At 67.6% G+C, this 23,491-nt stretch carries 18 protein-coding genes; 6 read left to right on the top strand and 12 right to left on the bottom strand.

Annotation, left to right across the window (positions count from 1 at the left end; translation table 11 throughout):
- Positions 1-17: 17 nt before the first annotated feature.
- From ASE16_RS11265 to sucC, 8 genes are all read right to left on the bottom strand, one after another.
- Complete coding sequence (locus tag ASE16_RS11265; RefSeq protein ID WP_055894941.1) at positions 18-1,097, bottom strand: Glu/Leu/Phe/Val dehydrogenase family protein; 1,080 nt, start codon at positions 1,095-1,097, stop codon at positions 18-20.
- A 90-nt stretch (positions 1,098-1,187) separates the two neighbouring features.
- The gene (purH, locus tag ASE16_RS11260) at positions 1,188-2,783 is read right to left on the bottom strand and encodes a bifunctional phosphoribosylaminoimidazolecarboxamide formyltransferase/IMP cyclohydrolase (protein ID WP_055894939.1); all 1,596 of its coding nucleotides are present in this window, start codon (positions 2,781-2,783) and stop codon (positions 1,188-1,190) included.
- The gene (gene purN / locus ASE16_RS11255) at positions 2,780-3,373 is read right to left on the bottom strand and encodes a phosphoribosylglycinamide formyltransferase (protein ID WP_055894937.1); all 594 of its coding nucleotides are present in this window, start codon (positions 3,371-3,373) and stop codon (positions 2,780-2,782) included. The genes purH and purN overlap by 4 nt, the downstream gene beginning before the upstream one ends.
- A gap of 31 nt (positions 3,374-3,404) precedes the next feature.
- On the bottom strand, positions 3,405-4,727 hold the full coding sequence (locus ASE16_RS11250; protein WP_055894935.1) for a threonine/serine ThrE exporter family protein: 1,323 nt from the start codon (positions 4,725-4,727) through the stop codon (positions 3,405-3,407).
- Complete coding sequence (locus ASE16_RS11245) at positions 4,724-5,968, bottom strand: DUF6350 family protein (RefSeq protein ID WP_055894933.1); 1,245 nt, start codon at positions 5,966-5,968, stop codon at positions 4,724-4,726. The genes ASE16_RS11250 and ASE16_RS11245 overlap by 4 nt, the downstream gene beginning before the upstream one ends.
- Before the next feature lie 55 nt (positions 5,969-6,023).
- Entirely contained in the window at positions 6,024-7,427 is a 1,404-nt protein-coding gene (locus ASE16_RS11240; protein WP_055894931.1) for a hypothetical protein, read from the bottom strand.
- A 128-nt stretch (positions 7,428-7,555) separates the two neighbouring features.
- A complete protein-coding gene (sucD, locus tag ASE16_RS11235; protein ID WP_055894930.1) occupies positions 7,556-8,443 on the bottom strand; it encodes a succinate--CoA ligase subunit alpha in 888 nt (295 codons plus the stop codon).
- A 14-nt stretch (positions 8,444-8,457) separates the two neighbouring features.
- The gene (sucC, locus tag ASE16_RS11230) at positions 8,458-9,621 is read right to left on the bottom strand and encodes an ADP-forming succinate--CoA ligase subunit beta (protein WP_055894928.1); all 1,164 of its coding nucleotides are present in this window, start codon (positions 9,619-9,621) and stop codon (positions 8,458-8,460) included.
- Positions 9,622-9,883: 262 nt separating this feature from the next.
- Here sucC and ASE16_RS20115 point away from each other — a divergent pair, with 262 nt between their 5' ends.
- Both ASE16_RS20115 and ASE16_RS11220 read left to right on the top strand, forming a co-directional pair.
- Entirely contained in the window at positions 9,884-11,599 is a 1,716-nt protein-coding gene (locus ASE16_RS20115; protein WP_235500467.1) for a hypothetical protein, read from the top strand.
- A gap of 72 nt (positions 11,600-11,671) precedes the next feature.
- Complete coding sequence (locus ASE16_RS11220) at positions 11,672-12,472, top strand: oxygenase MpaB family protein (RefSeq protein ID WP_055894925.1); 801 nt, start codon at positions 11,672-11,674, stop codon at positions 12,470-12,472.
- A gap of 17 nt (positions 12,473-12,489) precedes the next feature.
- Here the strand turns inward: ASE16_RS11220 and ASE16_RS11215 are convergent, their stop codons facing one another.
- From ASE16_RS11215 to ASE16_RS11205, 3 genes are all read right to left on the bottom strand, one after another.
- Positions 12,490-13,527 (bottom strand): FUSC family protein, encoded by a 1,038-nt coding sequence (locus tag ASE16_RS11215; protein ID WP_055894923.1) that lies wholly within the window; start codon positions 13,525-13,527, stop codon positions 12,490-12,492.
- The gene (locus ASE16_RS11210) at positions 13,524-16,019 is read right to left on the bottom strand and encodes an ATP-dependent helicase (RefSeq protein ID WP_055894921.1); all 2,496 of its coding nucleotides are present in this window, start codon (positions 16,017-16,019) and stop codon (positions 13,524-13,526) included. Before ASE16_RS11210 ends, ASE16_RS11215 begins: the two co-directional genes overlap by 4 nt.
- Before the next feature lie 66 nt (positions 16,020-16,085).
- On the bottom strand, positions 16,086-17,150 hold the full coding sequence (locus ASE16_RS11205; protein ID WP_055894918.1) for a glycerophosphodiester phosphodiesterase family protein: 1,065 nt from the start codon (positions 17,148-17,150) through the stop codon (positions 16,086-16,088).
- A 63-nt stretch (positions 17,151-17,213) separates the two neighbouring features.
- On the opposite strand from ASE16_RS11205, the gene ASE16_RS11200 reads away from it, so the two are divergent.
- The gene (locus tag ASE16_RS11200) at positions 17,214-17,747 is read left to right on the top strand and encodes a hypothetical protein (protein ID WP_055894915.1); all 534 of its coding nucleotides are present in this window, start codon (positions 17,214-17,216) and stop codon (positions 17,745-17,747) included.
- A 61-nt stretch (positions 17,748-17,808) separates the two neighbouring features.
- Positions 17,809-18,603, top strand: coding sequence for a Bax inhibitor-1/YccA family membrane protein (locus tag ASE16_RS11195; RefSeq protein WP_055894913.1), 795 nt, complete (start codon positions 17,809-17,811; stop codon positions 18,601-18,603).
- Positions 18,604-18,923: 320 nt separating this feature from the next.
- On the opposite strand, the gene ASE16_RS11190 is transcribed toward ASE16_RS11195, so the two are convergent.
- A complete protein-coding gene (locus ASE16_RS11190; protein ID WP_082581394.1) occupies positions 18,924-20,750 on the bottom strand; it encodes a DUF4012 domain-containing protein in 1,827 nt (608 codons plus the stop codon).
- Positions 20,751-20,990: 240 nt separating this feature from the next.
- On the opposite strand from ASE16_RS11190, the gene ASE16_RS11185 reads away from it, so the two are divergent.
- Both ASE16_RS11185 and ASE16_RS11180 read left to right on the top strand, forming a co-directional pair.
- Complete coding sequence (locus ASE16_RS11185) at positions 20,991-22,259, top strand: nucleotide sugar dehydrogenase (protein WP_055894909.1); 1,269 nt, start codon at positions 20,991-20,993, stop codon at positions 22,257-22,259.
- Complete coding sequence (locus ASE16_RS11180) at positions 22,243-23,442, top strand: hypothetical protein (RefSeq protein ID WP_055894907.1); 1,200 nt, start codon at positions 22,243-22,245, stop codon at positions 23,440-23,442. Before ASE16_RS11185 ends, ASE16_RS11180 begins: the two co-directional genes overlap by 17 nt.
- The last annotated feature ends 49 nt before the right edge of the window (positions 23,443-23,491 follow it).

Raw genomic sequence — 23,491 nt, 5'->3', positions numbered from 1 at the left:
ACCCTATCTGAGCGTTTCTATGCGTTAGCTGGCTCGCGGAGGCGCGCGAGCGCGATCTCCTCTGCGGCCTCCAGCGTGGTGATCCCTCGCTCGTCCGCGACGGCGAAGATCTCGGTGACCGTGTCCCCGATCCGCTCGACCCTCTCCTGGGTCGCTTCCGCCGACGCATCCTCCTCGTTCATCATCGACAGGAAGATCACACCGCCGGCGTTGACCACGAAGTCGGGCGCCCACAGGATGCCGCGCGCTGCCAGACGCTCCGCCCCGGAGCGGTGGGCGAGCTGGTTGTTCGCGGGGCCGACGACGGCCTTCACGCGCAGCTCGTCGATCACGCTGTCGGTCAGGACCCCGCCGACGCCCGCTGGGACGAACAGGTCGCCTTCGACGGTGTGCGCCTCGGAGGGCTCCACCCAGCGTGCGCCGAGCGCATCCGCCAGCGCCCGCTTCGCCGGGTTGACGTCAGTGACCGTGAGGAGCGCTCCCTCGCTCGCCAGTCGCATCGCGATGATCGAGCCGACGTGGCCGAGCCCGAGCACGGTCACGCGACGACCCGCGACGGAACGGGTGCCGAACGCACGCTCCAGCGTGGAGAGGAGCCCGGCGTACACCCCGGCGGCGGTCGCGTCGCTCGGCTCCCCGACGCCGCCCTCGGAGGACGGCAGGCCGCACACGTGCGCGGTGCGGGTGGACACGATCGACATGTCCTCTGCGGAGGTGCCGACGTCCTCAGCGGTCATGTATGCGCCACCGAGGCTCTCCACGGCATCGCCGAGGTCGAGCATCAGCTCGTAGCGCTGCTCGTTCGTCAGCACGGTCCCGCGCGGGAGGTAGACGACGGTCTTGCCTCCGCCGCGGTTGAGCCCTGCCGCGGCGTTCTTGAGCGTCATGCCCTCCGCGAGGCGCAGCGAGTCGGCCACCGCCTCTGCCCAGGAGTCGTACGTCCAGACACGGCATCCGCCGAGCGCAGGGCCGAGGATCGTGGAGTGCACCGCGACGCTGATCGTCAGGCCGCTCCGCCTCCCCTTCACCACGTGCAGCGTTTCGTGCGGCAGGTTCACTCCGGTCGTTTCGACCAGGTCAGCGGGCAGGACGGACATCGGTGTCTCCTTGTGGGATCGCGGTGAGGTGTTCAGCGGCCTTATGAGCCGCCGACAATTCTCCCACGAGTCCCGCCCGCGCGCCTCCCTCTAGTGGAAGAAGTGACGCTCCCCGGTGAAGTACATCGTGACGCCGGCCGCCTTCGCAGCCGCGATGACGTCCTCGTCCCGGATCGAGCCGCCCGGTTGCACGATCGCGCGCACGCCGGCGGCGATCAGGATCTCCGGACCGTCCGCGAACGGGAAGAACGCGTCGGACGCCGCGACAGAACCGGCAGCGCGCTCTCCGGCTCGGGTCACGGCCAGGTTGCACGAGTCGACGCGGTTCACCTGTCCCATGCCGACGCCGACGGATGCGCCGTCGTGAGCCAGCAGGATCGCGTTGGACTTCACAGCGCGGCAGGCCCGCCAGGCGAACTCGAGGTCGGCGCGCGTCGCCGCGTCCGCCTCGTCGCCGGAGACGAGGGTCCAGCCTGCCGAACTGCCGAACGACGTCGACTCTGCGTCGAAGCGGTCGGCGTCCTGGACGAGCACGCCGCCCGAGATCTGCCGGAACTCGGTGGTCTTCCTCGCGTAGCCCTCCGGGAGCTGCAGGATGCGCAGGTTCTTCTTGGTCTGCAGCAGCTCCAGCGCCTCCGGCTCGAAGCCGGGGGCGATCAGCACCTCGGTGAAGATGCCCTTCACAGCCTCGGCCATCGCCAGGGTGACGATGCCGTTCGCGGCGATGACGCCGCCGTACGCCGACACGGGGTCGCACTCGTGCGCCTTGCGGTGCGCCTCTGCGATGTCGTCGGCGACGGCGATGCCGCACGGGTTGGCGTGCTTGACGATTGCGACGGCCGGCTGGTCGAAGTCGTACGCGCTGCGGAGCGCTGCGTCCGCATCCACGAAGTTGTTGTACGACATCTCCTTGCCGCCGAGCTGGGTCGCCTGGGCGATACCCCTACCGGTCGGGTCGGCGTACAGCGCCGCCGCCTGATGCGAATTCTCGCCGTAGCGCAGCGTCTGCTTGAGCTCTGCCTGCACCTCGAAGCGCTCGGGGAAGTCGTCGGTGCTGGGCGCATCCCCGGCGAACCAGGCCGCGACGGCTCCGTCGTACGCGGCCGTGTGCGCGAACGCCTGCGCTGCGAACGCGCGGCGCTGCTCGAACGTCGTTCCGCCGGCCGCGATGGCGTCCGCGATCGCGCCGTAGTGCTCCGGCGACACGACGATGGCCACGTTGGCGTGGTTCTTCGCCGACGCCCTGACCATCGCGGGCCCGCCGATGTCGATCTGCTCCACGACGTCGTTGCCGACAGCGCCGGATGCGACCGTCTCCACGAACGGGTACAGGTTCACCACCACGAGCTCGAACGGCTTGATCTCCAGCTCCTTGAGCTGATCCTCGTGCGAGGCGAGCCGCAGGTCGGCCAGAAGGCCGGAGTGGATGGCGGGGTGCAGGGTCTTCACACGGCCGTCGAGCGACTCGGGGAACCCGGTGACGCTCGCCACGTCGGTGACCTCGTGTCCCGCATCCCGGATCGTGGATGCGGTGCTGCCCGTCGACACGATCTCAACGCCCGCGTCCGCGAGCGTCCTGGCGAGCTCGAGGAGCCCTGTCTTGTCGCTGACCGAGATCAGCGCGCGGCGGATCGGGACGATGTCCCTTTCGCGGTAGAGGCTGGCGTCGTGGCGGGGTCCACTCATGCTCTGGCAAGCTCCTTGAGGTCGATGTGTCCGTTGGCGATGTCGAGGACGGCGTCGATGAGCAGCCGTCGCTCCACAGGTTTGATGCGCTCGTGCAGGGCGGCCTCGGTGTCGTCCGGATGCACAGGCACGCGCTCCTGGCTGATGATCGGTCCTGCGTCGACTCCGTTGTCGACCACGATGAGGCTCGCACCGGTCTGGGTCACCCCGGCGGCCAGCGCATCCCGCACCCCGTGCGCCCCTGGGAACTCGGGCAGATACGCGGGGTGGGTGTTGATCAGGTTGGGCGAGAATGCCGCGACCACACGCGGCGGAACCAGTCGCATGAAGCCGGACAGGATCACGAGGTCCGGCTGCCACTGCTCGATCTGCCCGAGCAGTTCGTCGCCCCACTCGTCCCTGTCGTCGAACGACGAGAACGGGACGGTGAACGACGGGATGCCGAACTCCTCCGCGTGAGCGAGGCCGTCTGCGTCGCGATCCGCTCCGACCGCGACGACCCGTGCGGGGAATTCCGCATCCTGCGACGCTTCGAGAAGGGCGCGCAGGTTGGACCCGCCGCCGGAGATCAGCACCACAATCGAGAGCACGCCACCAGCCTAGCGGCGCGTCGCAGCGGGTTCAGACCAGCCGCAGCCCCCAGCGCGCGGGGGCGACACTGAAGATCTGCCGGTACAGCGCCGTGCCGACGAGGACGCCGAGCGCGATCGCGACGATCGAGCCGACGATGGTCGGGAAACTGTTCGCGTCGAAGTTGACCCCGGATGCGCTCTGCGTCAGCCCGATCAGGCCGGTCGCACCAGGAACGAGCAGCCAGAACGCGGGCAGGAAGCACACCACCGCCGGCGGAGCACCCCGGATCGACTGGATGAGGTAGGCGACGACCGTGAGCGCGAACGCTCCGAAGAAACCGCTGAACACACTGCCCATGAGCACCGCGCCGATGAGCTGCGCTCCGTACGCGACGAGCAGCACGAGCGTCAGGAAGTAGACCGACCGCCGCGGGCCGCAGTAGTAGAGGAAGATCCCGAGCGAGAACAGCAGCACCCCCAGCCACGGCTGGAACGCCCCGAGCGCCGGATGCGTGGTGAGCAGAGCAGTGGATGCGGGAACGCCCGTGATCGTCAACGCCGCCAGGATCCCGAACGACAGGAAGAGGAGCTGCGCGATGCCGGAGACCAGCCTGCTCGCACCCGCCACCATGTCACCGGCCGCCAGCTCCTGGATGCCCGTGGTCAGCACCGCGCCGGGCAAGAGGGTGACGAGCGGCGGCACGAGCACCTGCAGCGGCTCGGCGACCACGACGGTGCGGGCCGCGGCGAAGACGATGAGCGCGAGCGCGAACGCGGTGATCACAGGAAGCAGGATCGCCGCGTACGTGCCGGGCCTGACCAGCAGCTTGGCGACGCCGACCAGCACGCCGAGGACGAAGGCGTACACCATGCTGAGCGGCTCGGCCCCGAGCAGGACGAGGCCGACGCCGGCTGCCGCGAGGCCGTGCCCGAGCACCCGCACGAGCGTGTTGAAGCGTGGCTTGGCCGCTGTGATCGCCTCGATGGCTTCGATGCCCTGCGTCGCGGTGATCGTTCCGGCGAGCGCGTGATCGACCACCGTGTAGATGCGCGCCGCCCTGTCGAACCGCACCTCGCCGCCCGGCGACTCCGCGACGTCGAACCGCGTCTCCTTCTCCTCCGGCATCCCGACGAAGATCAGGGTCGGGAAGACGATGAGTGCAGCGTTCGGCGATCCGAGCGCGATGGCGACGCGTTTCAGCGTGCGCTGGATGTCCGTCGCCGCCGTTCCGACGGAGAGGAGCGCGCTGCCCAGTTTGACGAGGAACTCCTGCAACTGCGCCGACGGGCTCTCCACGAGCTGCTTCGCCTCCACCGAACGCCGGTGGAGCTCCAGCTTCGGGAAGCGGAACGACGGCTGCCAGGGACTCATCTCCTCGCCCGACCTCCCGCCAACAGTCCGATGACCGCCGCGACAGCGACCTCCGCCGCCGCGATCGAGCCCACCAGCCACGGATTCGGGCCGACGTCGTGCAACCGTCCTGGGCCGAGGGCTCCGGACGACCACCAGGCCAGAAGGCCCAGTTCGATGCCCGCAACGATACCGATGCCGAGAGCGGCGACCAAGAGTCCGGATGTCCCGTGCAGGTCACGCAGCCTGGCCGCCCGCGAACGGAGCAGCGCCGCGGCGAGGAACCCGGCGACGAGCGGCACCAGGATGCCGACCAGGCCGAAGGAGAATCCGCCTGCGGGGATCACCCCGAACAGCGGCAGCCCCGGCAGTGGCCCGAGCTCCGTGCCGATCGGGCTCACCGACGATCCTGTGCCGATCGCGAAGCCGGGCCCGACCATCCACGAGGCCAGCCAGATCACCAGATTGGGGAGGAACGCGAGCTGCCCGATGGTGAGCGCCGCGCCGCCGAGGGCACCGGCCTGGAGCTGCTCGTAGAGGCTGATGATGCCGCCGTAGTTGCCGAAGATGAGGACCGTGAGCACCAGTGCCGCGCCGGCGACCACGATGGCGGCCGAACCGGAGCCGGCGCGGAATGCGGTGGCTGCCGCATCCCTGACCATCGGCGGGATGCGGGTGACCCAGCCGGTGAGCGCATCCAGCCGGCCGTCGCTTCCTGTCCGCGCTCCGCGGTCCTGGGCGTCCGCCCGCTCTGCGCGCAGCGCTGCGAAGCCGAACCCGATGGCGACCCCGACCGCATAGACGAACGGCGGGAGCAGGATGCCCTGCCAGACCGATGGATGCACGGGCGCGCTTCCGGCGGTGAACGTCACGATCGTCGCGAGCGCAGCGAACGCGACGATCGCGCTGACGGCGCCGGTCGCGCGGTACGGCGTCTCCGACGCGCGGAGCCCCGTGCGCATCCCGAGCCCGGCGGTGAGGACGGCGAACCCCAGGGCGGCGATCGTCACCTGAAAAGGGATGGCGGCACCGGGGAGCCCGAGGGTCGCAGCGGTCTGCGCGTCGAGCGATACCGTGAGGTTGACGCCGTGTCCGACGAGCCAGATGTCGGCCGACGCGCGCCAGAAGCTGAACCAGTCGGCCGCGAGATGGTACTGGGCTGCCCAGAGGATCGTGAGGGGCACGAGAGTGATCGCGAGACCGATCGCGACGATGATGGCCGCCTCCAGCGCGGCGAGCAGGGCGACGGTTGTGCGATTCATGACCGAATGGAGCCTACCGGTCGGGCACGGCGGCGCCCCGCCGACACTTCGGCGCTCAGGAGACGGTCATGATCGGCGTCTCGTCGTCCGCCGTCTCCGGCACTGTGATGACCGGCCGCTGCACCAGTTCGAGGATGGCGACCACCACGGCGGCGATCACCAGAGTCCAGATGATCAGCCCCGGTGTCAGCGGCCGGACGAAGAGGACGATGGCGGCCGCGATCACCGCGACGGCCGCGCGGAGCAGAGCGCGCTGAGCGTAGATCCACTCCCCGGTGCGGCCCGTCGTGATGCCGTGCCGTTCCGCAGCCTCTCGCACCCAGGCGACCCCCGATCCGAAGAAGCCGCGCAGCTTTCTCGGAACGCCGAACGGCCCCGAGTACCACGCGACCACTGCCACCACGATCGCCAGCACGAGCACGGCGACACCGGTGTCCTTCATCGCCGTCGTGAGCGTGTCGAACACTGTTCGTGCCACCCCAGCGGGGATCAGCGACGGCGACACCGAGCCGACGAACACCAGTCGTCCGATGGCGATTCCGGCAACGATGATCACCATGGAGATGGCGAGCGCGACAGCGGCCCAGACAAGGGCAAGGCCGCGACGACGGGCGACGACCACACCGGCCGCGAGGAACAGCAGCGCCACCCACGGCAGCCATGCTCCCGCCGCGACGGCCACCCCGTAGAACAACTGGATGGTGGGGAGCGAGGAGTTCTGCGCGATCGTGATCGTGCGGTCCACGGACGGGATCTGCGACGCGAACGTGAGACCCTGCTTCACCAGGATCTCTTTCACCCTGTCGATGATCGGGCCGAGCTGAACCCCCACTGAACCGTCGGAGCCGACCGCGATCGCCGCCTTCGGGTCGTTCTGCATCGTCGCCACGAGCTGGGCGTGGCTGGTCCGCAGCGCCTCCTGCCAAACCTGCGCGAACGCGTCAGACCGGACGAACCCGTCCACGGTCGACCGCATCAACGAGATGATGCCCTGAGCGGCCGGTCCTTTCAATGCTTCGAGCGCCCTCGTCGCCGCCGGACCGGTGCCGAGCGACGTGATGCCGTCGACCACCTGGGACGTGATGGCAGGCACGTCGACATTCTGCTGGATCACATCCATCGTCTCGCTGGTGATGAACGACTGCACTCCTGGGTCTTTCGCCAGCGGGGCGTATGCGGCGACGAACGCGTCCGTGTCCGTGAGCTGCACCTTCGCCCAGGAGGCGATGACCGAGACGGGGGCGAGCAGCGCGCCGATCAGGATGAGCACGGTGGCGAGCAGCGTCCACGCCCAGCTCCGCGTGTGCTTCCGTGGCGCTGCCGCGGTCGCTGCGGTCGTGCCGTCGACCGGTGGGAGAGGCTGCGTCGGCCCGTTGTCGATCGCTTCCCGCAGCGTGGCGTTCTCGCTCTCGAGCTGCGCGATGCGCTGCAGCAGCTCGCTGTTGGTGATGCGCGCCATGTCGCTCCCCCTTTTCCCGATGCTGCTCACTGTAGCGCTCGGGTGCCAGGCACGACGGAAAAGAAAGGGACCCCGTGGAGAAGTCCACGGGGTCCCTTTCTGTGGAGGGATACGCTCCCTCGGGTGTCTTACAGCGCCGCGTAGACCTCGCGGAGCAGGGCAGCTGTCTCGGACGGCGTCTTGCCGACCTTGACGCCTGCGGCCTCGAGGGCCTCCTTCTTCGCCTGGGCCGTGCCGGCCGAGCCGGAGACGATGGCGCCGGCGTGGCCCATGGTCTTGCCCTCCGGAGCGGTGAAGCCTGCGACGTAGCCGACGACGGGCTTGGTCACGTTCGCCTTGATGAAGTCGGCGGCACGCTCCTCGGCGTCTCCGCCGATCTCGCCGATCATGACGATCGCCTTCGTCTCAGGGTCGGCCTCGAACGCGGCGAGCGCGTCGATGTGCGTGGTGCCGATGATGGGGTCGCCTCCGATGCCGATGGCGGTCGAGAAGCCGAGGTCGCGGAGCTCGTACATCATCTGGTAGGTGAGCGTTCCGGACTTCGAGACGAGTCCGATCGGGCCCTTGCCGGTGATGTTCGCCGGGGTGATGCCGACGAGCGACTCCCCTGGCGTGATGATGCCGGGGCAGTTCGGCCCGATGATGCGGGTCTTGTTGCCCTTCTCCTGCGCGTACGCCCAGAACTCGGCAGAGTCCTGCACGGGCACGCCCTCGGTGATGATGACGAGCAGCGGGATCTCGGCGTCGATGGCCTCGATGACCGCATCCTTGGTGAACGCGGGGGGCACGAACGCGATCGACACGTCGGCGCCGGTCTTCTCGATGGCCTCTGCGACCGTTCCGAAGACGGGGAGCTCGACTTCGCCGTGGGTGACCGTCGTTCCGGCCTTGCGAGCGTTCACGCCGCCGACGACCTGGGTGCCGGCCTTCAGCATGAGGGCGGTGTGCTTGGTGCCCTCACCGCCGGTGATGCCCTGCACGATGACCTTGGAATCCTTGTTGAGGAAGATAGACATTGTTCGTCGCGCCCTTACTTCGCAGCCAGTTCGGCAGCCTTGTCGGCGCCTTCGTCCATGGTGAGAGCCAGCGTCACCAGCGGGTGAGCGGCTTCGGTGAGGATGCGGCGACCCTCGTCGACGTTGTTGCCGTCGAGACGGACGACGAGCGGCTTGTTCGCCTCGTCGCCGAGGATCTCGAGCGCCTTGACGATGCCGTTGGCGACCGCGTCGCAGGCGGTGATGCCGCCGAACACGTTCACGAACACGCTCTTGACCTGCGGGTCGTTCAGGATGACGTCCAGACCGGCGGCCATGACCGCCGCGGATGCTCCGCCTCCGATGTCGAGGAAGTTCGCGGGCTTGACGCCCTTGTGCTTCTCGCCGGCGTACGCCACGACGTCGAGGGTGCTCATGACGAGTCCAGCGCCGTTTCCGATGATGCCGACCTCTCCGTCGAGCTTCACGTAGTTGAGGTCGCTCGCCTTGGCCTTCGCCTCGAGCGGGTCGGCAGCTGCCTTGTCTTCGAGTGCCTCGTGGTTCGGGTGACGGAACCCGGCGTTCTCGTCGAGCGTGACCTTGCCGTCGAGGGCGATGATGTCGCCCTCCTCGGTGAGCACGAGCGGGTTGACCTCGACGAGCGTCGCGTCCTCACCCTTGTAGACCTCGTACAGCTTCACGAAGACGTCCGCGACCTTGCCTGCGAGCTCCTCCGGGAATCCGGCTGCCTTAGCGATCTCCGCCGCCTTGGCTGCGTCGATGCCCGCGATCGGGTCGACCTCGATGCGCGCGAGCGCCTCCGGCTTCTCGACGGCGAGCTGCTCGATCTCCATGCCGCCCTCGACGCTGGTCAGCGACAGGTAGGAGCGGTTGGCCCTGTCGAGCAGGACCGAGAAGTAGAACTCCTTGGCGATGCGGGCGCCACCGGCGACCATCACGCGACGGACGACGTGGCCCTTGATGTCGAGCCCGAGGATGGCCTTGGCCGCTTCCTCCGCCTCGTCGGGGTTCTTGGCGACCTTGACGCCGCCGGCCTTGCCACGACCACCGACCTTGACCTGCGCCTTGACGACGACCACTCCACCGAGCTTCTCCGCCGCTGCGCGCACCTCCTCCGGTGTGTCCGCGACGATGCCCGGAAGGACCGGGACACCGTACTGCTCAAACAGGTCTCTGGCCTGATACTCGTATAGATCCACGGTTATCCAATCCGCTGGTTCCGGCGCGCTCGTGGCGCTGCCGGCCGATTTCTCCTAGGCAGTTCGGCGGGAGAATAGCTCGACGCCGAGATAAATTTCGCCAGAAAGAACTCTAGCGCGTCCTGCTGAACGCCCGCGAAACGTGCTGCGAAATCCACAGGGATCGTGGATGCTCCCTCCACAGCTGAGCGGTCACTGCCCCTTCTCCACAGCTTTCGCCGCCGCCCCCACAGCCGCCTCGCGACCGACGACGGTGGATGCCATGACACACCGAATAACCACTCTCATCACATCGTTCGCCGTGGCCGGCCTGCTGTTCTTCTTCTCGGCCATCCACCTCGCCACGGGAGCGCACGCCCTCTCCGCCGTCGGCCACGGTCCCGGCTACCTCTCCGGCGACGGCTGGTGGCTCGGCACGTACGCGCTCGACGACGGGTCGCACGGCTTCTGCCTCCAGCCAGGCAAGCAGAGTCCGACCGGCCACGAGGTCGACCTCGTCGCCGGCTCGTCTCTCGACTGGTACACCCAGGAACAGGCGGCGAAGCTCGCGTTCATCTCGCGCTCGTGGGCCGGCACCGCCGACAGAGGAACGGCAGCGGCAGGCCAGCTGGCCACGTGGATGGTCGCAGGGCTCGACGGAGCGACGGCCGCGTCGTACGCGGCACGAGCGGGGGCGGATGCGGCGACCGTGCTCGGCTGGGCGCACTCGATGGTCGCCGACGCCGGAACGCTCGGCTCACGATCGGTCACAGCGTCGGCCATCGCCGAGCTCGGCGACGACGGCGATGGCCGGGTCAGGGTCGAGCTGACGGTCGACCGCCTCGGAGGAGCCGAGGTCCTTCCCCCGAGGAAGCACTGGGGAAAAGCGACGCTCGTCGGCGCGACCTTCGAGGACGGGTCGACGACGGCGGACATCCAGAACGGCGTCGACATCCCCATCGTGCCGAGCGGCGTGGACGCGAGCGTGACGGTCGCGGTGGACGCCGGCTTCGTCGGCCTCCCATACGGCGATCGGCTGACCGTCGCGATCCCGCGCGGGGATGCGCAGGCGCTTCTCGTCGCCGTGCCGGCCGACGCTGAGGCGCGGGCGGAGGCCGGGGTGACGGGCGTATCTCCCCTCCCGTTTCAACCGACGGTGTCGACCGTGACGAGCTCCGCCGTCGCAGAGCCTGGCGCGAGGATCTCCGACCACCTCACGGTCGGCGTGCGACAGGAAGACGGGCTGCTGCCCACCTGGGGCGTGTGGCTGTCGCCGGACGGACTCGCCCCTGTCCGCGCGACGATCAGAAGCCGCCTTCTCGGCCCGTTCGCAGATCCGATCGTCGAGGCGGAGGATGCGCCGACCGACGCGCCGACGGCGTGCGAGGTCGAGCTCGTAGTCGCAGGGACGGGGGCGTACGAGACGCCGGAGTGCGAGCTGACCGCCGCAGGTCACTACGTCTGGGTCGAGACGATCGCGCCTGAGGACACTCCGGCCGCGGAGGGCGGCAGCCGCTTGCGGCCGTGGCGGTCGGCCTTCGGAGTGGCGTCGGAGATCACCCGCATCGACGCGCCTGAGGTGCCGGAGATTCCCGAAGAGCCCCACGACCCAGAGGAACCGGAGAAGCCTGAGGAACCGGAGAAGCCAGCGGAACCGGAGAAGCCAGCGGAGCCGGAGAAGCCTGCAGAGCCCGAGAAGCCTGCAGAGCCCGAGAAGCCTGCAGAGCCCGAGAAGCCTGCAGAGCCCGAGACGCCTGCAGAGCCCGAGGTTCCCGCCGTGCCAGACGCGCCGGCACCCGAGCAGCAGAGGATCGAGCCTGCCGCTCTGCGCCAGCCGGAACTGGCCAGCACGGGCTCGGACACGACAGCGCTGATTCCGCTCGTCTCCGCCGGTGGCGCCGCACTCTCTCTCGGTACGGGGTTCTGCGGTCTCGCGCTCCGCAGCCGTGACCGCCGCGCAGCTGTGCAGGAGCGCCGCACAGCCACGGTGCTGCGATGAGCGGCGAACGGCTCCTGCTCAGTGTGGCTGCGCATCCCGGACCTTCGCAGACTGTCGCGGCAGGATGGTGCGATGCGAACCCGTCAGGCTCCGATCGGCATCACCGCGAAGGACATCGCGGCCGAGGCTGTCTATCTGGCAGGCGGTGGCAGAGCGCTGCTCCTTCAGATCGCCCACCCAGCGGTGGGGCGCGGTGTCGCAGAGCACAGCGACTTCGCCACTCGGATGATGGACAGGCTGCACGCCACCATGACCTTCGTCTATGCGTCCGTGTATGCGACGCCGGAGGAGCTCGCCGTGGTCCGCAGGTCGGTGAACCGCGCGCACTCCCCCGTCCGAGCTCAGGCGGCGGGCGACGGACCCGCGTACAACGCGTTCGATCCGCAGCTCCAGCTCTGGGTCGCCGCCACGCTGTACGCGACCATGATCGACCTGTACGAACGCTTTTTCGGCATGATTCGGGATGCGGACGCCGAGAGGATCTACCGGGAGTTCACCGTGCTCGGGTCCAGCCTCCAGGTGCCGCCGGATGCGTGGCCACAGAGCAGGGCGGCGTTCGAGGAGTACTGGAGGGATCGGCTCGCGGAGCTTCGTCCGAACGCGGATACGAAGCGGGTGGCGAGACAGATCCTCTACCCGTCCGCCATCCCCTGGTGGATGCGGGCGCTGTTCCCGCAGGCCAGACTCGTCACGGTCGGACTGCTTCCTCCGGAGGTGCGCACCGGCTTCGGCCTCGCCTGGGACGACCGGCTGCAGACGCGATTCGACAGGTGGATGCGATGGGCCGTGCTCATCTATCCTCGCCTTCCCGCGCGCTTGCGGCACAGCCCACGCGATGCGTACCTGAAGCGGCTGCGCGCCTCCATCGGCTGACCTTCCTCCCGGAACTGTCAGGAGGTGACGAGGCCGCGCGATCTCTCGACCCATCGTGCTGCCAGCACCGACAGGACTCCCACGGCGGCGCCCAGCACCGTCTCGAGCACCCTGTCGACCGCCAGTGTCGAGAGCACGACGGGGGCGGCGAGATACGAGACGGAGAGCGCCATGGGTGTGATGAACACCAGCGCCGTGCCGTAGTGCGCGCCGACGAGCACCTCGGCGAAGACCTGGCACACCACGATCACGCCGATCACGAAGAGCGGAGGAGGCGACCAGAACAGGAGCAGCACCGTCACGCCGACGCCGACGATCGTCCCGACGACGCGATGCACGGAGCGCGAGAGCGAGTGTGCGGCGCGGGCTGGCGGGATGACGGCCACCAGGCTCACCACCGCCCAGTACGCGTGCCCGAACCCGAACGCCAGCGCGATCCCGCCCGCGATGACCACCCCGACGACGTTCTGAGCGACGGACAACCAGACCCGCGCATCCCGGACGGCCGTTCGATCGACCGCGGGCGTGCGCCGCAGCTCCTTCAGAAAGACCGGGTTCGATGCTGTCCCCGCGAGCCGCCTGACCGCCCAGCCCGACATCGTCAGCAGCCAGGAGAACGCCGCGGAGACCGTTGCGAGGCCGATCCGGAGCCAGGCTTCGTCCGCTGGAGTCGGCACCGCGGCGCAGACCAGGAGGGCGAACACGAAGAACAGCGGTTGAGCAGGCAACAGCTGGAAGGTGGTCGCCAGCAGCGTGCCGCCTGCGACGACCACGATGAGCAGCGGCACGAGGAGCGCGAGCGGTTCGCCCAGGACGGCGACCGCGGTTCCCAGGGCGATGGCGGCCACGAGGGCCACCGCTGCCACGGAGACGCTCCTGATGCGCAACCGGTACGGCTCGTTCCTGCCGTAAAGAGCGGTGAACGCACCGAAGGTCGCGTACGCGGCGAGGTCGAGGCGGCCGAGTGCCCAGAGGATCACCAGGGGAACCGCGACGGCGGTCGCGGCCCGCACGCCCACCTCGACGCTCAGCGACGTGAGCTTCGGAGGCCTCACAGCTTTTCGATGGGGGCGATCTTGATGAGCAGCTTCTTCGCCCCCACCTTCTCGAACTGCACGTGCGCGACGCGCTTTGCGCCCTCGCCGGTCACCTGCGTCACCCGGCCGTCGCCGAAATCGGTGTGCCGGATGCGGTCACCTGAGGCGAGCTCCAGGTCTCCGTTGTCGCGCACCTGCCCGGTGACCCGGTTCGGCCACTCCGCCTTCGGACGGTCCGACGGGCGACCGCCGGCTGAGAACCCGCCGGAGGTGAGGCTCTCATTCCAGCGCGATCCGCCGAAGGAACCAGAGCCGGTGCCCAGCCCCGGGCGCCTGGCATTGAGGGCGCGTGACTGGCTGCCCCCTCTGCCGTTCGCCGTGCCTGGCGACTGCTTCCAGTCGATGAGGTCGGCGGGGATCTCTTGCAGATAGCGACTCGGCATGGCGACAGCGGTCTCGCCGAACTGCGCCCTCGTCATGGCCAGCGACAGGAACAGCCGCTTCTTCGCGCGCGTGATGCCCACGTAGAAGAGGCGACGCTCCTCGGCCGGTCCCCCTGGCTCGTTCGCCGACATGCGGTGCGGAAGCAGGTCCTCCTCGATGCCGGTCAGGAAGACGGCGTCGTATTCGAGACCCTTGGCGGTGTGCAGGGTCATCAGCGAGACGGTGCCGCTGGAATCGTCGATCTCGTCGGCGGCCGCCACCAGAGAGACCTCGGTGAGGAAGTCGACCAGGCCGCCGTCCGGGTTATTGCGGGCGAACTCCCGCGTCACCGCGACGAGCTCGTCGACGTTCTCCGCACGCGCCTCGTCCTGCGGGTCCCTGCTGTTGCGGAGCACGTCCAGGTAGCCGCTGCCGTCGAGCAGGAAGGTGAGCACATCGGAGACGGAGGAGACGCCTGCCGGATTCGCCGGGTCGATCTTCGCCGTCGCGTCGTCGAGCAGCGTGGCGAGCTGCAGGATGGCCGCGGTGACCTTCGGCCCGAGTCCGAGCGAGCCTGCGTCGCGCATGGCCTGGCGGAAGTTGATCCCGTTGTCGTCCGCATAGCTCGCCAGCTGCGTCTCGGTCGCGGGGCCGATCCCGCGCTTCGGGGTGTTCAGGATGCGGCGGAGTGCCAGGGTGTCGTCCGGATTCGCCACGGCGATCAGGTACGCCATCGAATCCTTGATCTCTGCCCGCTCGTAGAACTTGGTGCCGCCCATGATGCGGTACGGCAGGGCGGACCGGATGAAGATCTCCTCCAGCGCACGCGTCTGGGCATTCGTGCGGTAGAACACGGCGATGTCTTTGTAGTCCATGCCGGCGCTGTGCAGCTTCTCGATCTCGTCCGCAACGAACTGCGCCTCGTCGTGTCCCGAGTACCCGGTGAAGCCGATGATCTTGTCACCGTCGCCGACCGCCGTCCACAGCTTCTTGTCCTTGCGGTCGAAGTTGTTCGCGATCACCGCGTTCGCCGCGCTCAGGATGTTCTGCGTCGACCGGTAGTTCTGCTCGAGCAGCACCACCTTCGCTCCGGGGAAGTCGCGCTCGAACTCGACGATGTTCCGGATGTCCGCGCCGCGGAACGCGTAGATCGACTGGTCGGAGTCGCCCACCACCGTCAGCGACGCCCCAGGGATCACGCCAAGCGCATCCCGCATCGACTCGACGTGGTGGCCCTGGGCTTCGAGCTCGTCGGCGATGGCGGGGGCGATCGGCATGGTCAACTCGCGGATGAGCGAGTACTGCGCGTGGTTCGTGTCCTGGTACTCGTCCACCAGGATGTGGCGGAACCGCCGCTGATACAGCGCGGCGACCTTCGGGAACGCCCGGAACAGGAAGACCGTCTCCGCGATCAGGTCGTCGAAGTCGAACGCGTTGGCCGTGCGGAGCGCACGGGTGTACTGCCGGAAGATCTCGAGGAACATCACCTCCTGCGGGTCGCTCAGGTTGGCGGACCGGGCGAAGGCCTCGATGTCGGTGAGCTCGTTCTTGAGCTTGGAGATGCGCCCGGATGCCCCGGCCACCGTGAACCCGAGGGTGTCGGCGTCGAGGCCCTTGATGATGCGCTTCAGCAGAGCGCGGGTGTCTCCGGAGTCGTAGATCGTGAAGCTCTGCGTCTTGCCGATCGTCTCGGCCTCGCGACGCAGGATGCGGACGCAGGCGGAGTGGAACGTGGAGATCCACATCCCCTGTGCCTTGCCGCCCAGGAGCACCTCGACGCGCTCGCGCATCTCGGCTGCCGCCTTGTTGGTGAACGTGATGGCGAGGATCTGGCTCGGCCACGCCTCGCGGGTCTCGATCAGTCCGGCGATGCGGCGGGTGAGCACGCTCGTCTTGCCAGACCCTGCGCCCGCAACGATGAGCAGGGCGGCGCCACGATACTCTGCCGCCTCGCGCTGCTGGGGGTTCAGGCCGGCGAACAGGCGGTCGTTCACGGAGTCCCCGCCGTCGCCGGGGCGCCCGTGACCGGATCGGCCGTCGAGGATGATCGGGGTGGCGGAGGGAGAGGCGTCGGGGAGGCTCGTCATGTCTCCAACGATTTTAGCCTTCACCACCGTCATCCCGCCCGAGAGCTGTCAGGAGGTCGCGCTCGGTCAGCGTTCGTCGCGGACGGCTACCGCCAGATCGGGGTGGTCGGCGAAGACCCCGTCGACGCCGGAGTGCAGCAGGATCGAATAGAGCCGCCGCCAGTCCCCCCACTCGTCGTCCCGACCGTGGCCGCGGAAATCCGTGGGCATCAGCGCGTTCTCCGGCCGAAGAGTCCAGCAGTACACGCCGAGCCCTGCCGAGTGCGCCGTGTCGACGAGGTCGGAGGTCACCGCGCCGATGTCGATGCCGGACGGGTCGTCCTCGAACAACGAGACGGAGACCGATCCGGACGCGAGCACCTGCGACACTTCGACGCTGATCCCGTCGACGCGATCGGCGGCGCCCGCGGCGCCGAGCGCGTACAGGCCGCGCGCGGTGAGGTCGTCCGCATACCCTGGCGCGGACGAGCCGAGGGAGGCCGCTCTGTCGGCTGGAACGCCGGTGTCCTCCAGCAGATACACGCAGCGCCCACGGAACCCGTGTCTGCGCACCTGTCCGAGCACGGTCTTCTCGAAGCTCTCCACGATCAGCTCCGGGTTGTCGCCCCAGCCGGTCTCGGCCAGCTCCGCCGTGAAGAGCTCGGCCAGCGGAAGGCCGATGGAGTCGAAGTACGTCGCGTGTTTGATCTCCGCCACGACGCCCAGCAGCCGGGCTGCGTCCTCCGACGCCCTGTCGACGAGCTCCAGCAGGTCGCGCAGACGCAGCACCGGATAGCGACCGTCGAAGGTGGAGCTCGCCTGCCTGATCTCCGGCAGGCGCTCGGTGGCACTCAGGGTCGAGAGCTCCTCCCAGGTGAAGTCCTCCGTGAACCAGCCGGTCAGCTTCGCCCCGTCGATCTCCTTGGTCGTGCGCCTCCCTGCGAATTCCGCCCGCGTCGCGACGTCTGTCGTGCCCGAGATCTCGTTCTCGTGACGGAGCACGAGAACACCGTCCTTCGTCGCCACGATGTCAGGCTCGACCGCGTCCGCCCCCAGGATGAACGCGAGTTCGTACGCGGCCGCGGTGTGCTCGGGACGGTATCCCGAAGCTCCCCGATGACCGATCACCAGGGGTGCTGTCCGCGCTCGCATGGTGAGATCCTAGCCCGCGCCTTGGGGGTTCTCAGACGCGCATCCGGGTGACAGAATCAAGCGGTGTCCGCAGCGGAATCGCCCTCTCCGAGCCGCTGGCGCGAGCCGGCCGGCCTGCTGGACCTGCACTGGGGCGCATACCGCCAACGACTCGTCATCGGGCTCGGGATGCTGGTGGCAGGCACCGGCTTCATCCTGATGACCAGCGCGTACACCCTCCCGTTCCTCCTGGTCGGCTCCCTGCTGCAGCCCGCGGGCTGGGCCGTCCTACCGTCGACGATCGGGCGCAGGGTGGCCGTCGCCGTCCCCGTGCTCGGCTTCACCTGGCTCATGCTCGGCGGCGCAGGCTTCGCCTGGTGTTTCACGGTGCCCCTCGCTGCCTGGCTCCTGATCCGGCTGCGTCCGCTGCTGAGCTACATCGTGCTGCTGCTGCCGATAGCGTCCAGCATCGTGCTCGCCAGGACCATCCACGACTACTCCCAGGGGTGGGTGTCGATCGCGGTGAGCACAGTGGTCATCGTCGCGGCCGCCTGGCTGGCACGCTGGGTCGCAGAAGCGGTTGATTCAAGGCAATCTGTCAGAACTCTCAGACGATAAATCGGTAGGTTTGAGTGCACCGATCCGGCTCGTCCGGACCCAATATGCGATCAGAGGAATCATGGCTACCTCCAACCCGGCATTCTCACAGAGCCCGGCCTTCCAGAACAGGTCGACGGCGGCTGCGACGCTCAGCGCCGAGAACCTCCAGGAGATGTACAACTCACCGTCCGCCGGCGCGGTCGAGACCGACCGCATGACCGTCGAGGACACGATCGTCAAGACCGCGGTCAGCTTCGGCGTCCTGCTGCTCGGCGCAGTCATCGGCTGGGTCGTCCCCGTCCTGTGGATCCCCGCGATGATCGTGGGCCTCGTCCTGGCCTTCGTCAACATCTTCAAGAACCGCAAGAAGCCGTCCCCTGCGCTCACCCTGGCGTACGCCGGGGCACAGGGCATCTTCATCGGCGGCATCTCGCTCTTCTACGAGACCGAGTGGAGCGGCGTGGTCCTCCAGGCCGTCATCGGCACCATCGTCGTGGTCGGCGTCACCCTCGTCCTCTTCGCGAGCGGCAAGATCCGCGCATCCGCGAAGGCCACCAAGGTGTTCCTCATCGCGATGATCGGCTACGTGGTGTTCTCGTTCATCAACGTCATCTTGATGCTGACCGGCGTCAACAAGGACCCCTGGGGCGTCCTCGGCACGCAGATCTTCGGCATCCCGCTCGGCATCGTCATCGGCGTCCTCGTCGTCATCATGTGCGCGTACTCGCTCGTGCTCGACTTCGACGCCATCCAGCAGGGCGTGAAGAACCGCGCACCGCGCGTCTTCGGCTGGGCAGGCGCCTTCGGCATCATGGTCACCGTCATCTGGCTCTACCTCGAGCTGCTCCGCATCTTCGCGCTCTCGCGCAACTAGCGGACCACGCACGCCGAAAGGGCGGGCAGGGAGCCGATGCTCCCTGCCCGCCCTTTCGTCTGTCCGTCGTGCGCGAAGCAACGCCAGCGACCGTAGCGCCTCCAGCCCCGAACGGTCCACGAGGAAGCACGGCGTAGTTCTACGCGTTCCGGGACCAGGGTGCCACTGTCAAGGTCAGAGAGGCCCAGCCGAGCGCCTGCGGCGCGGCATGACGCGAAGCGCACGGCCCGCCGCCGGCGTCTCCCTCGTCCGAGTTGCATGGCATACGCAGGGGCACGCTCGGCTCCTGCCGGAGCGCTATGACATCGGCAGTTCGAGAGCTATTTGCCGATCGCCGCACAGTCGAGCGTGCCGTAACTCGTGACGATCGGATTCACCATCGGAGTCACCGTCGCGTTGAGCTTCTTGGTCTTCGTCTCGCCGGCGTCGAACAGCACGTCGAGCGTCATCGTCTGGCCGGGGCCCATCTGCTGCACGCCCTGGGCGACCGCGTATTCGCCGTCCGAGCCGATCATCGGGGCGGCGGACGGCTGGGCGTCGATCGCAGTTCCGAGCACCTTGTAGCCCTTGGGCGCGTACACACTGGTGCCGATCTGCACATAGCCCTGCGCGACCAGCACGCCGTTGCCCATGACGTATGGCGGCAGGATGTCGGCAGCGTTCGCGGGCGCCGTGCTGTTCAAAGCGACGCGGGTGAACACGTACCGGTGCTTGTCGGAGCACACTGCCTGCGAGACTTCCACCTTGGCCTTGAGGAAGTAGTCCATCTTCGACGGCGTCTGATCCATGAAGTACACGCCGAGCTTGTCGGTGTCCGCAGTGCTTACCGGTGGCTCCGAGTAGAACGGCGTCTGCTTGATCAGGTCCTGCTCCGCTTTGTTTCCCGTCCACATCTTGACTCGGCCCTGCTCTGCCGACTGGAGAAGCGTGGTGATCAGGGTCTTCGGGTTGGCGCCACCGCCGAGGATCTTGGAGAACGCACCGACGGAGATGGTCTGGTTGATCCTGTCGACCGTCGCAGGGTCCGGGTACATCGTGTAGATGTCGATGAGCAGGATGCGGACCGCGTTCTCGGAATTGATCTGGAGCCCGGGAAGGACGTCGATCGGTCCGGTGGCCTTCAGGAGGTTGGCGAGCGTGACCGTGTCCATGGCGATGACGCCGTCGATGTCGTCGCCCTTGGCGGACTTCCACATCGTCTTCGCCACCTCATAGGTGAGCGAGAAACGCGGGGTGATGGTGAGGTCCTGGACCTGACGGCCGAGCCCGTACGGGTACAGCTTCTTCACGTCCTCGGGGATAGGTACGACATAGTCACTGAAGGCGGGGAAATCCCGCCCAGAGGCCGAAGACTGCTTGACGAGACTGATCTTGCCCTTGTCGAGCTGGAGCAGAGCCATCGAGCCGGTCGTTCCGCCGTTCGGGAGCAGCTCTCCGCTGTTCTCGAACACGACCAGGTAGTTGCGCGGCTTGTCTTCGCCCATAGCGCCAGGAAGCACATGGATCGCGTCCTTGAGCTGGGCAACCTGGGAGTTGACCTTCGTCAGCATGTCGGACATCTGCTTCGTGGCCTTGGCGACGGGCCCGATGGTGTTCGAGGTGTCGATGCCTTTGACCTCGTCCGTTGCCTTCGAGAAGGCCTCAGCGGCCGCGTCGACCCTCGGGGTCGCCGCGACGATGGGCTTCAGGTTGATCGCTCCATCCACCGGCTTGATGCTCTCTGGACTCACCGTGTCGAGCAGGCCGACCATCGGGTCGATCGCATCCACAACGACGCTGTCGGTTGCGCCCGCGAGCGTACGCACAGCACTGAGGTTGGGACCGACGAACGGGACGACCTCGCCCGCTCGCCAGATCGGGTCGCTGGTCAGATCGCGGGCAGAGTCGACCTTGGGCCGCAGCTTCGCCAACGTTGCCTTGGCACCCTTCACATCCTGCGCGACGATCTGGGTCTTCAGGGTCGTCACCATCGGAAGCGCTGACTCGAGTTCCGACTTCGCGGTGAGAGCGCGCAGACCGACCCAGGCGACGCACCCGATGAGCACGACTACGAAGGCACCTGCGCCGATCAACCAGTAGCGACGGCGACGACTGGGCTTCCGCGCGTGGGCAACGGCAGCACGTCGTTGAGGGAGCGGCTCGGGCATTGGACCATTGAATCAGACCAGACCTGAATATTCGGCTGAGAACCTCCTGCGCGACACCCGAATGTCACCCGTACAGGTGGCAACTGGAGGTACTTTCAGGCGGAGACAGCGGATGGCGCCGTCAGCCAGGGAATCGTCTGATAATTTAGAGTTTCGGAACGGGCGGTCGGTCCCGTATCTGAATAGCAGGTCGTGCGCGGGACACGCGTGTAGCGTCCGCGAACGGAACCCGGGGAACCCATGAGCCTCCAGAATGAACTCGTCGTCGTCATCGGTCAAGGCTATGTCGGCCTGCCGGTCGCCATGCGCGCCGTCGAGGTCGGCTACACGGTCGTCGGGCTGGATGTCGATGAGCGTCGCACGAACAGCCTGCGCGAAGGCATCTCATACGTCGACGACATCTCGTCCGACGAGCTCGCTGCGGCCATCGCATCCGGTCGATATACGGCGACGACGGACTACGCGGCGGCGGAGGGTTTCGACATCGCCGTCATCACCGTCCCTACCCCGCTGCGCGAGGGCCTCCCTGATCTCAGCTTCATCGAGGACTCTGCAGCCTCTCTGGCCGAGCGACTCACGGCAGGCGCGACCGTCATCCTGGAATCCACGACATATCCAGGCACCACGGAAGAGCTGCTCGTCCCGATCCTGGAACGTGTCTCCGGCCTGACAGCAGGCAAGGACTTCTCGGTCGGATACAGCCCGGAACGGATCGACCCTGGCAACGCGACCTGGGGCTTCCGCGAGACGCCCAAGGTCGTCTCGGGCATCGACGAGGTCTCGCTCTCTCGTGTCCAGGCCTTCTACGACCGACTCGTCGCCACCACGGTCCCCGTCTCGGGAACCAAGGAGGCGGAGCTGACCAAGCTCCTCGAGAACACGTTCCGCCACGTCAACATCGCCCTGGTCAATGAGCTCGCGATCTTCGGCCACCAGCTCGGCGTCAACGTCTGGGAGTCGATCGACGCCGCATCGACCAAGCCGTTCGGATTCATGAAGTTCACGCCCGGCCCCGGCGTTGGAGGACACTGCCTTCCCGTCGACCCGAGCTACCTGTCCTGGCAGGTGCGACGCAAGCTCGGCCAGAGCTTCCGGTTCGTGGAACTCGCCAACGACATCAACGACCACATGCCCGACTACGTTGCGCAGCGACTCATGGTCCTCCTCAACAAGAAGGGCAAGGCCATCAACGGCGCACGCATCGTGCTCATCGGCCTGTCGTACAAGCGCAACACCGGCGACATTCGCGAATCCCCTTCGCTGCGCCTGATCGACGTGCTCGCCGACCTCGGAGCGGAGATCGTGGGAGTGGACGGCCGCGTCGAGGACTACCGCTGGCCCGCCGGCATCGAACGTGCCGACTACACGGAGTCGACGATCGGCGGCGCAGACGCGGTCGTGTTGATCACCGACCACGACGACTTCGACCTCGCGCTCCTGAACAACGCGACGGTCCCGGTGCTCGATACGAAGAACCGCCTCAGCGGCGCCAATGTCGAGCGACTCTAGCGACGAGCCGCGGCGCCCCCTTCCCCGCACTCTCATCGCCGTCGCGACAGCGACGAACGCGGCTTCCGTCCTTTCGACGCAGCTTCTCGGTCTGATCAGTCTCGCGCCGGCGGATTTCGGGCTCTTCTCACTGCAATACCTCCTGTTCGCCCTGGCCTCATCCGTCACCCTCTCCGTGGTGAGCGAACCGTGGATGCGGACGGACCTTCGTCAGAATCACCGCTCAACCTGGGCCGACTACTCGAGCATCCAGCTATACGTGAGCATGGCCGCGGCCGTCGTGACGCTCGTCTTCTCCCTCCTGGTACCTGGGCTCGCGGTCATTGCGCTGACGGGAGCCCTCGCCGTCGGGGTGAACGTCTATCGCGCAGGTGTGCGCTATCACCAGGTGCGCACGAATCAGTGGAACCGCGTTCTCGTCGGAGATGTGGTCGCTTTCACTCTGACAGTTGCCACCTGGGTGGTACTTCTGCTGCTCGGGATGCACGGCCTGATGGCCCTCTCGATCGCGTGGCTCACCGGAGGGGTTCTGTCTGCACTCGTGGCGCACCGCCCGCACCTTCGCGGGCCTCGGTCGATAGGCGCCTGGTTCGGCACGCACCGCGATCACATCGTCCCGCTGCTGAAGGACTCGACCCTGATGGACCTCGGCTCCATCGGGACCCCGTTCGTGGTCGCCCCGCTGCTCGGGATTGCGGACTTCGGTGTCTATCGTGCCGTGTCGAACGTCGCCGCGCCGGTGCGCCTCATCCTCAACCCGTTGCGCCCCGTGCTCGCTGGTCTTCCCGCGCACTCCCACCGCGTGCCGCGGCGGATCGTCATCAGCATCGCTGGCGCATTCTTCTTCGGCGTCGCCGCGTATCTTGCCTTGCTCGGCATCGGACTGCTGCACATCCAGCTCGGCTCGCTGAGCGCCGTCGTCACCTACGCGATCCCGACAGCCTTGTTCGTCTCGGCGAATTTCTTCGGCCATTATTACTACATCATCGCTCGGTCACACGCGGCGCAGCGGGGGCTGCTCATCGGCAGGATCGTACAGACGTCACTCGCGATCATCCTGCCGATCATCGGCGCTCTGGCCTTCGGCCTCGCGGGAGCGATCTGGTGTTACGCCGGCGCTACGGTCGTGTCCAGCACAGTCTGGGTGCTCGTGGTCACGGGGCGTCGGGAGGCGAAGCAGTGAGCAGTTCGACACCACGCGACACGCAGAAGGGCGCCCACACCTCGCGGAT

This window comes from Leifsonia sp. Root227 (genome assembly GCF_001428745.1).
Lineage (GTDB): Bacteria > Actinomycetota > Actinomycetes > Actinomycetales > Microbacteriaceae > Leifsonia.
This window is presented reverse-complemented; position numbering and strand designations above follow the sequence as displayed.

Bases quoted from the DNA above. Each gene is read 5' to 3' on its own strand.
- ASE16_RS11265 (WP_055894941.1), bottom strand. From the start codon at position 1,097: ATGTCCGTCCTGCCCGCTGACCTGGTCGAAACGACCGGAGTGAACCTG.
- purH (WP_055894939.1), bottom strand. From the start codon at position 2,783: ATGAGTGGACCCCGCCACGACGCCAGCCTCTACCGCGAAAGGGACATC.
- ASE16_RS11250 (WP_055894935.1), bottom strand. From the start codon at position 4,727: ATGAGTCCCTGGCAGCCGTCGTTCCGCTTCCCGAAGCTGGAGCTCCAC.
- ASE16_RS11245 (WP_055894933.1), bottom strand. From the start codon at position 5,968: ATGAATCGCACAACCGTCGCCCTGCTCGCCGCGCTGGAGGCGGCCATC.
- ASE16_RS11240 (WP_055894931.1), bottom strand. From the start codon at position 7,427: ATGGCGCGCATCACCAACAGCGAGCTGCTGCAGCGCATCGCGCAGCTC.
- sucD (WP_055894930.1), bottom strand. From the start codon at position 8,443: ATGTCTATCTTCCTCAACAAGGATTCCAAGGTCATCGTGCAGGGCATC.
- ASE16_RS20115 (WP_235500467.1), top strand. From the start codon at position 9,884: ATGACACACCGAATAACCACTCTCATCACATCGTTCGCCGTGGCCGGC.
- ASE16_RS11220 (WP_055894925.1), top strand. From the start codon at position 11,672: ATGCGAACCCGTCAGGCTCCGATCGGCATCACCGCGAAGGACATCGCG.
- ASE16_RS11210 (WP_055894921.1), bottom strand. From the start codon at position 16,019: ATGACGAGCCTCCCCGACGCCTCTCCCTCCGCCACCCCGATCATCCTC.
- ASE16_RS11205 (WP_055894918.1), bottom strand. From the start codon at position 17,150: ATGCGAGCGCGGACAGCACCCCTGGTGATCGGTCATCGGGGAGCTTCG.
- ASE16_RS11195 (WP_055894913.1), top strand. From the start codon at position 17,809: ATGGCTACCTCCAACCCGGCATTCTCACAGAGCCCGGCCTTCCAGAAC.
- ASE16_RS11190 (WP_082581394.1), bottom strand. From the start codon at position 20,750: ATGCCCGAGCCGCTCCCTCAACGACGTGCTGCCGTTGCCCACGCGCGG.
- ASE16_RS11185 (WP_055894909.1), top strand. From the start codon at position 20,991: ATGAGCCTCCAGAATGAACTCGTCGTCGTCATCGGTCAAGGCTATGTC.
- ASE16_RS11180 (WP_055894907.1), top strand. From the start codon at position 22,243: ATGTCGAGCGACTCTAGCGACGAGCCGCGGCGCCCCCTTCCCCGCACT.